Origin of the sequence: Limnobacter sp. (assembly GCF_043511195.1) — a bacterium.
Taxonomy (GTDB): Bacteria; Pseudomonadota; Gammaproteobacteria; order Burkholderiales; family Burkholderiaceae_B; genus Limnobacter.
The window spans coordinates 1897806-1910973 of sequence record NZ_CP121330.1; the positions used below are offsets into that span (position 1 = coordinate 1897806).

10 protein-coding genes and 1 tRNA gene are annotated in these 13168 nt (G+C 52.5%); 10 read left to right on the forward strand and 1 reads right to left on the reverse strand.

Annotated features, from left to right (window positions below; all coding sequences use genetic code 11):
* Positions 1-2 precede the first annotated feature (2 nt).
* The 6 genes from hflC (at position 3) to P0D43_RS09100 (ending at position 5307) form a co-directional block, all read left to right on the forward strand.
* Positions 3-869 carry a protease modulator HflC gene (gene hflC / locus P0D43_RS09075; RefSeq protein ID WP_394672248.1) on the forward strand — a complete coding sequence of 289 codons (867 nt, stop codon included), beginning with the start codon at positions 3-5 and terminating at the stop codon, positions 867-869.
* Between the two features lie 69 nt (positions 870-938).
* Positions 939-1118, forward strand: a complete 180-nt coding sequence (locus P0D43_RS09080; RefSeq protein WP_008248713.1) for a DUF2065 family protein — start codon at positions 939-941, stop codon at positions 1116-1118.
* A gap of 27 nt (positions 1119-1145) precedes the next feature.
* Positions 1146-2342, forward strand: a complete 1197-nt coding sequence (locus P0D43_RS09085; protein WP_159568734.1) for an ATP phosphoribosyltransferase regulatory subunit — start codon at positions 1146-1148, stop codon at positions 2340-2342.
* Positions 2343-2345: 3 nt separating this feature from the next.
* On the forward strand, positions 2346-3647 hold the full coding sequence (locus tag P0D43_RS09090; RefSeq protein WP_159568733.1) for an adenylosuccinate synthase: 1302 nt from the start codon (positions 2346-2348) through the stop codon (positions 3645-3647).
* 17 nt (positions 3648-3664) lie between these two features.
* Entirely contained in the window at positions 3665-4141 is a 477-nt protein-coding gene (locus P0D43_RS09095; RefSeq protein WP_159568732.1) for a phosphoribosyltransferase, read from the forward strand.
* Positions 4142-4251: 110 nt separating this feature from the next.
* Positions 4252-5307, forward strand: coding sequence for a DUF481 domain-containing protein (locus P0D43_RS09100; RefSeq protein ID WP_341237674.1), 1056 nt, complete (start codon positions 4252-4254; stop codon positions 5305-5307).
* A gap of 130 nt (positions 5308-5437) precedes the next feature.
* Here P0D43_RS09100 and P0D43_RS09105 read toward each other — a convergent pair.
* A tRNA-Leu gene (locus tag P0D43_RS09105) sits at positions 5438-5524 on the reverse strand.
* Between the two features lie 44 nt (positions 5525-5568).
* Between P0D43_RS09105 and rnr the strand changes: the two genes are divergently transcribed.
* The 4 genes from rnr (at position 5569) to htpG (ending at position 13168) form a co-directional block, all read left to right on the forward strand.
* On the forward strand, positions 5569-8085 hold the full coding sequence (rnr, locus tag P0D43_RS09110) for a ribonuclease R (protein WP_394672249.1): 2517 nt from the start codon (positions 5569-5571) through the stop codon (positions 8083-8085).
* A 14-nt stretch (positions 8086-8099) separates the two neighbouring features.
* On the forward strand, positions 8100-8834 hold the full coding sequence (gene rlmB, locus P0D43_RS09115) for a 23S rRNA (guanosine(2251)-2'-O)-methyltransferase RlmB (protein WP_008248701.1): 735 nt from the start codon (positions 8100-8102) through the stop codon (positions 8832-8834).
* 18 nt (positions 8835-8852) lie between these two features.
* On the forward strand, positions 8853-11174 hold the full coding sequence (gene parC, locus P0D43_RS09120) for a DNA topoisomerase IV subunit A (protein ID WP_394672250.1): 2322 nt from the start codon (positions 8853-8855) through the stop codon (positions 11172-11174).
* A 95-nt stretch (positions 11175-11269) separates the two neighbouring features.
* On the forward strand, positions 11270-13168 hold the full coding sequence (gene htpG / locus P0D43_RS09125; protein ID WP_341237286.1) for a molecular chaperone HtpG: 1899 nt from the start codon (positions 11270-11272) through the stop codon (positions 13166-13168).

A 13168-nucleotide genomic window follows, 5' to 3' on the forward strand; every position in this document is an offset into this window, starting at 1 on the left:
TCATGCCTAAAATATTTGTTGTTGTAGCGGCTGCGCTGATTGGCTTTTTTGTGGCCAACACCTGCCTTTATGTTGTAGATCAGCGCCAGTACGCCATTGTGTTTGCTTTGGGTCAGGTCGAGGAAGTGCGCCAGGAGCCTGGCTTGTATTTCAAGCTGCCAGCCCCCTTCCAGAACGTGATTTTTCTCGACAAACGGCTTCAAACCATTGATACACCAGAGCCAGAGCGTTTTATTACGTCGGAAAAGAAAAATCTGTTGATCGACTCTTACATCAAGTGGCGTATTGTTGATCCCCGCTTGTACTTCGTTCGTTTGAGCGGAGATTCTCGTTTGGCACAAAGCCGCATGTCGCAGGTGGTCAAGTCGGCCTTGAACGAGGAAATCACCAAGCGCACAGTACCTCAAATGGTTTCTGGTGAGCGCACCACCGTGATGGACACCGTGGTGGAAAAAGTGAAAGACGAAGCCACCGAGATTGGTGTGGAAATCGTTGACGTGCGCTTAAAGCGGGTCGATCTGTTGCCGGAAGTCAGTGAATCTGTTTTCCGTCGTATGGAAGCTGAACGCAAGCGGGTTGCCAACGATCTGCGAGCGACTGGTGCTGCAGAAGCCGAGCAAATTCGTGCCGATGCCGATCGCCAGGTGGTCGTAATTTTGGCCGAAGCATACAGAGAAGCACAAACAATCAAGGGGGAGGGTGATGCAAAGGCCGGTTCGATTTATAATGCCGCTTTTGGTCGCAATCCCGAGTTCTATTCCTTTTACCGCAGCCTGGATGCCTACAAGCAGTCCTTGACGTCCAAGTCTGATGTAATGGTGGTTGATCCGCAGTCCGATTTCTTCAAGTTTTTGCACAAAACGCAGTAACTTGGGCTTTCGTGCGCTTGCGTGGGTTAATCACCTTCGCTTGAAAGGTCTGGCTCAGGGAAAACTGATATGAGCGAGACCTTTTGGCTGGCTTTGGCCCTCGTGTTTATTCTCGAGGGTTTCATGCCTTTTCTTTTTCCGAAACAATGGAAAGAGACCTTTCTCAAGATTGCCTCGCTCACAGAAGGACAAATACGGTTTGTGGGGCTGGTGGCGATTCTCATCGGTATCACGCTTTTTTTGTTTTAAAACACTCGTTTAAGAGTTGGAATAGTCATGTCTGCTTGGCTTCTGCCAGAGTCTGTCGCCGATGTTTTGCCTTCCGAGGCTCGGCGTATTGAAGAATTGCGTCGGTCCTTGCTGGACCGTTTTCGCGTATACGGTTATGAGCTGGTGATGCCTCCCATGCTGGAGTACACCGAGTCTTTGCTCGGCAATGCGGATGCCTCGCTGAACCTGCAAACTTTCAAGTTGCTGGATCAGGCCAGTGGGCGCATGTTGGGCTTGCGGGCCGACACAACACCGCAAGTTGCCCGTATCGACGCTCATATTTTGAATCGCAAGGGCGTTACCCGCCTGTGCTACTGCGGACCCGTGTTGCACACGCAGGCTTTGGGCTTGCACAACACCCGTGAGCCGCTTCAATGCGGTGCTGAGCTCTATGGTTGCGGCGGCATTGAGGCCGACCTGGAAATATTGAATTTGGCTGTTGATACCCTGAATTTGTCCGGGTTGAAGGGTTATCGCCTTGCCTTGTCACACGCCGGCTTATTGGCCGCAGTGGTGGATGGAGAAGGTTTAAGTGACAACCTGATTCACAGTTTGCATGATTGCCTGGCTCAGAAAGATCGCCCGGCACTAGAGGCTTTGTTGAATGGCGTGTCCGCGACTTGTAAAGCCAATGTGCTGGCTTTGCTTAACCTGTATGGTTCGGTGGGTGGCGGCAATTGTGTATTGAATCGGGCTGCCGATAAGCTGCCACGGAACCCGAAAGTGGGTGCGGTATTGAATGAACTGCGCACCCTGATTGCCCGTTTGCAGGAAACTGTGTCGGCCATGCCTGCGTTAATTCTTGATCTGGCAGATTTGGCCAGTTTTGATTACCACAGCGGCCTTATTTTTTCTGCTTACGTAGAAGGGTGTCCCAACGCGATTTTGCGTGGTGGTCGTTATGACGATGTGGGTGCGGTGTATGGCCGTGCTCGTCCAGCCACTGGTTTTTCAGTGGATCTGCGTGAACTGGTGTCGTTGCAGGCAGTGCATTCCAAGCCCAAAACCGCCATTCGTGCGCCTTGGGTGTATGACACTGATTTGATGGCTGTCATTCGTGAATTGCGCAGTCAGGGTGAAGTGGTGCTGCAGTCGCTGCCCAACACCGCCCAAGAGGAAGAAGAGTTTGTATGTGATCGGCAGCTTGTACAGGCCAACGCCGTGTGGAAAGTGGTGCCGATTGGCATGAATCAGGAGAAATAGGAAATGAGTTTTCGAAACGTGGTTGTGATTGGTACCCAGTGGGGTGACGAAGGCAAGGGTAAGGTTGTGGACTGGTTGACAGACCATGCCCAAGGCGTTGTCCGTTTTCAGGGTGGCCACAATGCTGGCCACACGCTGGTGATTGGTGGCAAGAAAACCATTTTGCGCCTGATTCCTTCCGGCATTTTGCGCCCAGAAGTGCAGGTTTACATTGGTAACGGCGTTGTGCTGTCACCCGAGGCCTTGTTAAGCGAGATTGATGAGTTGCAAGCTGGTGGCATTTCAGTTGAAAGTCGCCTGAAAATCAGCGAAACCTGTCCCTTGATTCTGGATCACCACGTGGCGTTGGACAAAGCCCGCGAAGCCAAGCGTGGCGATGCGAAAATTGGCACCACCGGCCGCGGCATTGGCCCAGCTTATGAAGACAAGGCTGCCCGCCGTGCCCTGCGCGTTCAGGATTTGTTCAATCCCGAAAAATTCCGGGCCAAGCTGGATGAAGTGCTTCACTACCACAATTTTGTGCTGACGCAGTACCTGGGTGCTGAGCCCGTGGATGCCCAAGTGGTGTTCGACAAAGCGATGGCCCTGGCGCCCCGCATCAAGAACATGGTGGCTGATGTACCTACCTTGCTGCAAAAGGCCAATGACGAAGGTCAAAACCTGTTGTTTGAGGGCGCGCAAGGTGCATTGCTGGACATCGATCACGGTACTTTCCCGTTCGTAACCAGTTCCAACTGTATCGCCGGAGCAGCCTCTCCTGGCGCCGGGGTGGGTCCACAGCGCTTGCAGTATGTGTTGGGTATTACCAAGGCCTACGCCACGCGTGTGGGCTCAGGTCCGTTTCCCACCGAGCTGTTTTGCGACAAAGGCATGTACCTGGCCAAAAAAGGCAACGAATTTGGTTCAGTGACGGGTCGCCCGCGTCGTTGCGGCTGGTTCGATGCAGCAGCCTTGCGCCGTACCATTCAATTGAATGGTGTTTCTGGTCTGTGTATTACCAAGCTTGATGTGCTTGATGGCATGGAAACCATTCAAATGTGTGTGGGCTATGAATTGGCCGATGGCACCACAACCGATATTCTGCCGTTCGGCAGCGACAAGGTTGAAGGTTGCAAGCCGATATTCGAAACCTTCCCGGGTTGGAAGGGCACCACCTTTGGCGTGAAGAAGTTTGACGATTTGCCGGAAGAGGCAAAGGTCTACCTAAAGCGCATGGAAGCGGTGTGTGGTGTACCAGTCGATATGATTTCTACTGGCCCCGACCGCGACGAAACCATCGTGTTGCGCCACCCTTACAAAGCTTAAGCCGGCCACTCACGAGAATGAGCGGCAAGCTGCACATTGATTATGCGCAGTACCACCACCTGATTGATCAGGTGGTGAACGCTGTTCAAAATTCAGGCTTTCGCCCAGATTGTATTTTGGGTGTTTCCCGTGGGGGTCTGTTTCTGGCTGACGGCTTGTCCCGTTCACTGCGTAAACCCATGGCTGTGATTGCTGCATCTTCTTACCGTGATGAAGATGGAACCGCGCAGGGCGAGTTGCGTCTTTCAGCCAGTATTGCGTCTGTTTCACCAGTAAGTGGCAAGGTGCTTTTGGTCGACGATCTTGCTGACACCGGGCACACTTTGCAGGCCTTGTGTGGGCATTTGCGTACACATTGCCCCGGCATTGATGAGCTTAAAACCGCGGTGGTTTGGGTAAAGCCCGGGTCGGTTTTCAAGCCTGATTTTGCAGCCGAGTATCTCGATTCCGATATCTGGATCGTGCAGCCATTTGAAACTCGCGATTTCCACTGAATATCTGGTATTAACTCCCGTCAACAATGCCTTATTTATGGCCTAAAAAGGCCTAAAATCCGATGTGTTATCCTATGGGTCCAATTACCTGCCAAGGAGACCTCGGGACAATGTCTGTTTTACAAGAAGTAGCCGTGAAAAATTCCCCCTGTTTTTTCAAATTAGCGCCAGCTTGCGCACTCGCAATTTCCCTATTCAGTAGTCCGGTTAATGCCGCAAATGTGGTGTTGACGAATGGTGATCGCCTGACCGGCGAAGTCATCAAGCTCAGCGACAACATTCTCACCTTCAAGTCGCCCATGATTGGCGTCGTTGAATTGCCCTGGAAGCAGGTGCTGGAGTTGCAGTCCGACGAAGGTGTCACTGTAAAGCTTAAAAATGGTAGCGCTGCGAAGGGCAAGGTGACCTTAAGCCAGCAAGGCGAGTTGATCATTGATCAAGGCGATTTGGGACGCTCCAAGCCGCTACAGAAGGCTGACGTTGCCATGTTTAACCCACCTGTAGTTGATAACTCTGTGAAATACAGTGGACGGGCCAATTTGGGGGGTGTGTTTAACCGAGGCAATTCCGAAGATGAGGCCTTGAACTTTGATGCGGAATTTATCGCCCGCACACCTGAGAACAGATACACCCTGGCTGCCGAAGTCAACGAGGCTGAGTCCGCTGGCGTGACCACGACGTCGAACCGTTATTTGTTGACCCAGTACGATGCGTTTTTAAGCGAGAAAGATTACTTGTTTGTGAATGCAAAGGGAGAGCAAGACAAGCTGGCTGATTTGAATTTGAGAACCTCACTTGGTGCAGGTTATGGTTACCAGTTTTTTGAAACCGAACGTGCGAAGTTGTCCACTGAATATGGTTTGGCTTACATCAATGAAGATTACATTGTTGCATCCGATGAGTCTTTTCCCTCGCTAAGCCTCGGTTTGAATTACGAGCGCAAATTTTGGGACAAGCGCTTGGTGTTTTTCAACAACAATGATTTGTCGATCAGCCTGGAAGACACGGCTGATGCACTTTTCAAAACAAAAATCGGTTTGCGGGTTCCCATTGTTGAAAACGTGAACGTGGCCACGCAGCTGAATGTGGACTACGACAACATGCCGCCGCCTGGGGTTAAGAAAACCGACAGCAGCCTGATTTTCAGCGTGGGCTATGGTTTCTAAGTGAAATTATTAGCGAATTTGTGTTGCAGGCACCAGCGGCAATGCAAATTCGCAAAGCGCTTTGGAAATTCAGAATTAAAGCTGGGAAAGTGCTGTACACTGCGTTGAAACGCATAGGGAAGAAAATTGCTGGTGCCCAGGAGAGGACTCGAACCTCCACAGTGTTACCACCACTAGGACCTGAACCTAGCGCGTCTACCAATTCCGCCACCTGGGCACAGGTGCGAGCCGTGAATTCTAATGAAATAAATAAATTTGTCAATGCATAAAACAGAAATAAAAATCCCAAGTCGTGAAGACATCCTGGCTGTACTGCGCCAAGCGCAAGCCCCCTTAACCCGCGAACAGGTTTACGAGCACCTTAAACTCACCGAAGATCAAATCCCCATCATTGAAAAACGCCTGAATGCCATGGAGCGTGATGGCCAATTAATGCCCAACAGAAAAGGCATGTTGTTGCTTTCTACCAAACTGGATTTTGTGGCTGGCCGCGTGGCGGGGCATCGTGATGGTTTCGGTTTTCTGGTTCGGGACGATCGGGGACCCGACGCATTCCTTTCCCCGCGTGAAATGCAAAAGGTGTTGCATGGTGACCGTGTGTTGGTGCGAATTACCGGCACAGATCACCGCGGCAAACCCGAGGGCACTATTGTTGAAGTGACCGAACGCAAAACCAACCGCTTGGTTGGGCGCCTTGTTTCCGAGCGCGGCATTTTGTTGGTCATACCCGAAGACCAGCGCATTAAACACGACATTCTGGTATCGCCCAAAGACGTCGGTAATGCCACGCCGGGCAAGGTGGTTACAGTAGAAATTGTCGAGCAGCCTACGCGACATTCTCAGCCGATAGGTAAAGTAGCTGAAGTACTGGGTGAGCTGGACGATCCCGGTATGGAAATCGAAATTGCTGTGCGCAAATTCGATGTGCCGCATGAGTTCAATTTGATGACCATGAATCAGGCGGAAAGTATTCCGAATGAGGTAGAGCACAAAGATTTGAAAGGGCGTGTGGATTTACGCGATGTGCCTTTTGTCACCATCGACGGTGAAGACGCACGAGATTTTGACGATGCAGTGTATTGCACCCCATCGAACGACACCAAGGGCGGCTGGCGTTTGCTGGTGGCCATCGCCGATGTAAGTCATTATGTTTTGCCAGGCACACCGATTGACCAAGAGGCCACCAAGCGTGGTACTTCCGTTTATTTTCCGCGGCGGGTTATCCCCATGCTGCCCGAAAAGCTCTCCAACGGACTGTGTTCGCTAAACCCGGGCGTGGACCGCCTGGTGCTGGTGTGCGACATGATCCTTGGGCCCAAGGGTGCGATCAAGGCCTATCAGTTTTACAACGCCGTGATCCATTCATCGGCCCGGTTAACTTATAACCAAGTTTGGGATGCACTGACCGATCCGCAAAGCATGGCCGCCAAGGCCATGGGCTCAGGGTATGGCGACATTGAAAACCTGTACACGCTTTTCAAGGTGCTGTTTGAATCGCGCCAGCGCCGTGGCGCAATGGAAATTGACACGGTTGAAACACAGGTGATGCTCGATCCCGATGGCAAAATTGACAAGATTGTGCCCAAGCGCCGCAACGATGCGCACCGATTGATTGAAGAATGCATGCTAGCGGCCAACGTATGTGCAGCGGATTTCCTGGAACGCAGCAAACACCCCAGTTTGTACCGCGTGCACGAAGGGCCAACCGTTGAGAAATTGCAAAACCTGCGCGCCTTTTTGCGCTCGGTGGGTTTGACGCTGGACGGTGGCGATGACCCCACCAGCATGGACTATGCGAACCTGATGAAGAAAATTCAGGGTCGCCCCGATCAGGCCTTGTTGCAAACCATGATGTTGCGTTCCATGCAGCAGGCCATTTACACACCACATAACAGCGGCCACTTTGGCCTGGCTTATCCGGCTTATGCGCACTTTACATCGCCGATTCGCCGCTATCCAGATTTAATGGTTCATCGAAGTATTAAAGCCCTGTTGGCTGGCAAGCGTTACGTGCCTCTGCCACTGGACGAGCGGGAGTTCGAAGATTTCGACCCCAAGCGCCGTGTGGACAAGGCCGAGGAACTGGCTCGCTGGGATCAATCCGGTAACTGGTTTTCCTCTACAGAACGACGCGCGGATGAAGCTTCTCGCGATGTGATGTCCTGGCTGAAGTGTTTCTTCATGAAAGAACGCGTGGGCGATACCTTCCAGGGCCATGTATCGGGCGTAACAAGCTTTGGCTTGTTTATTACGCTTGATGCCCTTTATGTTGAGGGCCTGGTGCACGTGTCTGAACTGGGTACCGAGTACTTTCAGTACAGCGACAGCCTGCATGAATTGCGTGGCGAGCGCAGCGGTATTCGCTACCGGCTGACCGACCCAATCAACGTGCAGGTTTCACGGGTTGACCTTGATGCGCGCCGAATTGAATTTCGTCTGGTTCAGGGCGTGAAGTTCGAGAGTTTGATGCGAGATCCCGGTTCAGCCAAGCCGAATGGCAAGTCTGGCAACCGGCCCCAGCGGCAGCAGGGTCGCCGTACCAACCCCACTCAGCTACAGAATGCGGTGCAAGATGCGGGCAAAACAGCGCCTGTGCTGCCGCCCGAGGAAAGTACCAATTCACGGGGTGTTAATAAAAAACGCGCGGCTGACGAATCGCGTAGCAAAGCGGCTGCCGAGAAAAAACGCAAGGAAGAAATTCAAAAAGCCAAGCGTGTTGCCCGTCCCAAGCCCGCCACTGGGTCTAAAATGCGCACTGCAGCGAAAAAACCTAGATAAGCGGAGCGTATCAATTGGCCATTTTGTATGGTTTTCATGCCGTGTCGGCCCGGGTTAAAACAGCGCCGGCCAGCGTGGAAGAGGTGTTGGTTGACCAACACCGCAAAGACAAGCGAATGCAGCAGTTCATCGACAAGGTGAAGGCCGCAGGCGTGAAGGTAAGTGCAGCCGATTCCGATCGCTTGGAAAAAGCAGCAGGTCACAAACAGCACCAAGGTGTGGTGGCATTTGCCAAAGAATTGGTGAAAAGTAACGATCTGTTTGAAATCATTGATACCCACGGCAAGAACACCTTGCTGCTGGTGCTCGATGGTGTGACTGACCCACACAACCTGGGTGCTTGCCTTCGCAGTGCCGATGCCGCCGGTGTGCACGCTGTGGTGTTGCCCAAAGACAAATCGGTGGGAATCACCCCGGTGGTCTCGAAGGTGGCTTGTGGCGCAGCAGAAACAATCCCTGTGATCACCGTGACCAACTTGGCTCGCACGCTGGAAGAAATTCAGGATGCGGGCGTTTGGTGTATCGGCACGGCGGGTGAGGCCACAGATACACTTTATGACGCGGATTTGAACGGCCCCATTGCCTGGGTGCTTGGTGCAGAAGGCGATGGCATGCGCCGCCTGACCCGTGAAAAATGCGACCAGCTGGTACAAATTCCGATGATCGGCAGTGTTGAAAGCCTGAATGTGTCAGTGGCCAGCTCGGTCTGCCTGTTTGAAACCCTTCGTCAACGTCAATTTTCAAAATAAGAAACCTCGAAGCACCGCATGGAACAACTAACCCTGGATGCAACGCCACCTTCTGGCGACGACTCTGAAACGATTACGCTGGGCCTTTATGCCGAACGTGCCTACCTGGACTATGCTGTTTCCGTGGTCAAGGGCAGGGCATTGCCCGAGTGTGCTGATGGCCAAAAACCCGTGCAGCGGCGAATTTTATACGCCATGAATGAAATGGGTTTGGCCAACAATGCCAAGCCTGTGAAGTCGGCTCGCGTGGTCGGTGACGTATTGGGTAAATATCACCCGCATGGCGACCAGGCTGCCTACGATGCACTGGTGCGCATGGTGCAAAACTTCACCTTGCGCTACCCGTTAATCGATGGCCAGGGCAACTTTGGTAGCCGCGATGGCGACGGTGCTGCCGCCATGCGATACACCGAAGCCCGTTTGACACCCATCGCCAAGCTGCTGCTTGACGAAGTGGACATGGGCACTGTCGATTTTATTTCCAACTACGATGGCAGCTTTCAAGAGCCCAAGTTGTTGCCTGCGCGCCTGCCGTTTGTGTTGTTGAATGGCGCGTCTGGCATTGCAGTGGGTATGGCCACTGACATTGCACCGCATAACATTCGGGAAGTGGCCGCAGCCACGATCCACTTGATCAAGCACCCGAATGCCGACCTGGATACCATCATGGGCCATTTGCCTGCCCCCGACTTTCCGGGTGGTGCGCAAATTATTTCGCCTGCCAGTGCGATGAAAGAAATTTATGCGGGCGGCCGGGGTTCAATCAAGGTGCGTGCCCGTTGGGACATTGAAGAAATGGCCCGTGGCCAATGGCAGTTGGTGGTCAAGGAACTGCCACCGAACACCAGCACGGCCAAAGTGCTTGAAGAAATTGAAGAACTGACCAACCCCAAAGTGAAGGCTGGAAAAAAAGGCCTGAGCACCGAGCAGCAAAACCTGAAAGCACAGGTATTGGCCATGCTGGATGCTGTGCGGGATGAATCAGGCAAGGAAAATGCGGTGCGTTTGGTGTTCGAGCCGAAAAGCCGGAATGTGTCTGTTGAAGAGTTTTCAAACCTGCTGTTGAGCCACACCAGCCTGGAAACCAATACATCGATCAACCTGGTGAGTATCGACAATGCCGGTCGCCCCGGTCAGCGCGGTCTGATCGCCATGTTGCTGGACTGGATTGAATTCCGAAAAGTGTGCGTGACCCGCCGCAGCCAGCACCGCTTGGCACAGGTAAATGACCGAATCCACGTGCTGGAAGGTCGCCTGATCGCGTGGCTGAACATTGATGCAGTGATCAAGGTGATTCGTGAAAGCGATGAACCCAAGCCCGCGCTGATCGAGGCGTTCAAGCTGAGCGATCGCCAGGCCGAAGACATTCTTGAAATTCGACTGCGCCAATTGGCTCGTCTTGAAAAAATCAAGATTGAGCAGGAACTGGCCAAGCTGGGCGAAGAAAAAGCCGACCTGGAAGCCTTGCTGGCCGATGATGGCAAACTGAAAACCCGAATTATTGGTGAAATTCGCAAAGACACGGACACCTATGGCGATGACCGCCGAACCTTGATTGAAGAGGCCACCAAAGCCAGCATTGAGGTGAAAGTGGTTGAAGAACCCACTACGGTGATTGTTTCCCAGAAATTCTGGATTCGAAACCGCCAGGGTCACGGTCACGACGCCGCCCAATTCACCTTCAAGGTGGGCGACGCCCTGTACGCAGCCTTTGAATGCAAAACCACCGACAACACCTACTTGTTTGGCGCAGGCAACGCGCTGGGCAAGGTGTTCAGTGTGTCGGTTGCAGCCTGGCCGGGTGGCAGGGGCGATGGCATACCGGCGCAAAGCCTTGTTGAGCTTAATGGAGGCACTCTCAGCCACGCGTTGGCTGCACAGGCTACCCAGCCAGTGTTTCTTGCTTGCAGTGCAGCCTACGGCTTCTTGGCCGCTGCTGGCAATATGGAAAGCCGCATGAAGGCGGGAAAGCAGTTCATCAGCCTGAACCCTGGTGAAAAGCTGTTGCCACCTGTGTTGTTGATGCCTACAGACGACCGTGTGGCGGTGCTTTCTGAGGCCGGGCGTTTTCATGTGTTCATGCTGGAGGAGTTGAAGCAGCTTTCCGGTGGCGGGCGCGGTGTGCAGTTGTTGCCGCTTGATGACAAAGACTCCTTGGTGGCCGCAATTGCCTTTGGATCTGCGGATAGCCTGGTGGTTGCCGGTGTGGGCCGTGGCGGCAAAGATCGAGAGGAAGTGCTAAAGCCTGCTTTGCTGGCTGAACGCCTGGGTAAACGTGGGCGCAAGGGCAAAGAACTCGACATCAAGTTCAAAGCCGATACGCTGCGCAAAGCTGGTTAAAAAAAGCCCTTCGGGGCTTTTTTTTCGCCTTGAAATCTCTTGTGGAATCCCCATATATCGTCATCCGAAAATAGAACATGAAGGGAGCAAACAACATGGGTGCAATGAAGGAAACAATGGGTTTTCAAACAGAGGTCAAGCAACTTCTGCATTTGATGATCCATTCCCTGTATTCCAACAAGGAAATTTTTCTTCGCGAGCTGGTCTCCAACGCCTCCGACGCTTGCGACAAACTGCGCTTTGAAGCCATCAACAATGCCGGTCTGTTTGAAAATGACAGCGAGTTGAAAATTCGGGTGACCTTTGACAAAGAGGCCCGCACCATCTCGATCGACGACAACGGCATTGGCTTAAGTCGCGAGGACGCCATTGAACACTTGGGCACCATTGCAAAAAGCGGAACCAAAGAATTTTTCGGGAAATTAAGTGGCGACCAGCAAAAAGACGCCGCCCTGATTGGCCAGTTTGGTGTGGGTTTTTATTCCGCGTTTATCGTGGCCGACAAAGTCACCGTGCGCTCCCGCAGGGCAGGTTTGCCGGCCGCTGAAGGCGTTGAATGGGAATCCAAAGGCGATGGCGAATTCAGCGTGGAAGCCATCGAAAAAGCGGACCGCGGCACACAAATCATTTTGCACTTGAAAGCGGATGAAGATGAATTGCTTTCCGGCTGGAAATTGAAGAGCATTCTGACCAAGTACTCAGACCACATTTCCTTGCCCATTCAAATGCTGAAAGAGGAATGGGACGAAGAAGCCGGAGGCATGAAAGGCACGGCTGAATGGGAAAATGTAAACAAGGCCAATGCCTTGTGGGCGCGGTCCAAATCAGATATTTCGGCTGAACAGTACAACGAGTTTTACAAAACAATCAGCTTCGATTTTGCCGACCCCTTGGCGCATACGCACAACCGCGTGGAAGGTGGCCGTTCGGAATACACCTCGCTGCTGTACATTCCCGCCAAGGCGCCTTATGACTTGTGGGATCGCAATCAGCAAAAGGGCATCAAGTTGTACGTGAAGCGTGTGTTCATCATGGACGATGCTGAGCAACTGATGCCACCCTACATGCGTTTTGTAAAGGGTGTGATCGATTCTTCCGACTTGCCCTTGAACGTATCACGCGAAATTTTGCAGGAAAGCCGCGATGTAAAAGCCATTCGCGAAGGTTCAGTGAAAAAGGTGCTGGGCTTGCTTGAGGACATGGCCGCTAACGAAGCGGAAAAGTACACCACATTCTGGAAAGAATTCGGCCAGGTTCTGAAAGAGGGCATGGGCGACGACCCAGCCAACAAGGAGCGCATTGCCAAGCTGCTGCGTTTCGCCACTACGCAAAGTGAGGGCGACGCGCAAACAGTTTCCCTGGCTGACTATGTGGGCCGCATGAAGGAAGGGCAGGACAAAATCTACTACGTGACCGCTGACACCTATGCTGCCGCCAAGTACAGCCCGCACCTGGAAGTGTTCAAGAAAAAGGGTGTTGAAGTGTTGTTGTTGAGTGACCGGGTTGATGAATGGATGCTCTCCTATTTGCAGGAATTTGAAGGCAAGGAATTGCAAAGCTGTGCCAAAGGTGGCTTGGATTTGGGTGCCCTTGAGGATGAAAAAGACAAGGAAACCAAAAAGAAAGTTGAAGACGAGTTCAAGGATGTGCTGAAGAAGGTTGAAGACCTGCTGAAAGATCGCATCAAGGAAGCCCGTGTTACCTTGCGCCTCACCGACAGCCCTGCCTGTATCGTGGCAGACGAGGCTGGTATGAGCGAGCATTTAAAACGCATGTTGAAGCAGGCAGGTCAAAACGCGCCTGATACCAAGCCAATTCTGGAGCTAAATCCCGAGCATCCGTTCATTCAGCGTTTGAAAATTGAGAACAATCATTTCGATGAATGGGTAAATGTGTTGTTTGACCAAGCGGTGCTGGCTGAGGGTGGCCAGTTGGAAGACCCTGCAGGTTTTGTTCGCCGCTTGAACATGCTGTTGTTGACGGTTAAAGCCTGA

Coding starts and splice junctions, on each gene's coding strand:
- hflC (WP_394672248.1), top strand. CDS start 3: ATGCCTAAAATATTTGTTGTTGTAGCGGCTGCGCTGATTGGCTTTTTT.
- P0D43_RS09080 (WP_008248713.1), top strand. CDS start 939: ATGAGCGAGACCTTTTGGCTGGCTTTGGCCCTCGTGTTTATTCTCGAG.
- P0D43_RS09085 (WP_159568734.1), top strand. CDS start 1,146: ATGTCTGCTTGGCTTCTGCCAGAGTCTGTCGCCGATGTTTTGCCTTCC.
- P0D43_RS09090 (WP_159568733.1), top strand. CDS start 2,346: ATGAGTTTTCGAAACGTGGTTGTGATTGGTACCCAGTGGGGTGACGAA.
- P0D43_RS09095 (WP_159568732.1), top strand. CDS start 3,665: ATGAGCGGCAAGCTGCACATTGATTATGCGCAGTACCACCACCTGATT.
- P0D43_RS09100 (WP_341237674.1), top strand. CDS start 4,252: ATGTCTGTTTTACAAGAAGTAGCCGTGAAAAATTCCCCCTGTTTTTTC.
- rnr (WP_394672249.1), top strand. CDS start 5,569: ATGCATAAAACAGAAATAAAAATCCCAAGTCGTGAAGACATCCTGGCT.
- parC (WP_394672250.1), top strand. CDS start 8,853: ATGGAACAACTAACCCTGGATGCAACGCCACCTTCTGGCGACGACTCT.
- htpG (WP_341237286.1), top strand. CDS start 11,270: ATGGGTGCAATGAAGGAAACAATGGGTTTTCAAACAGAGGTCAAGCAA.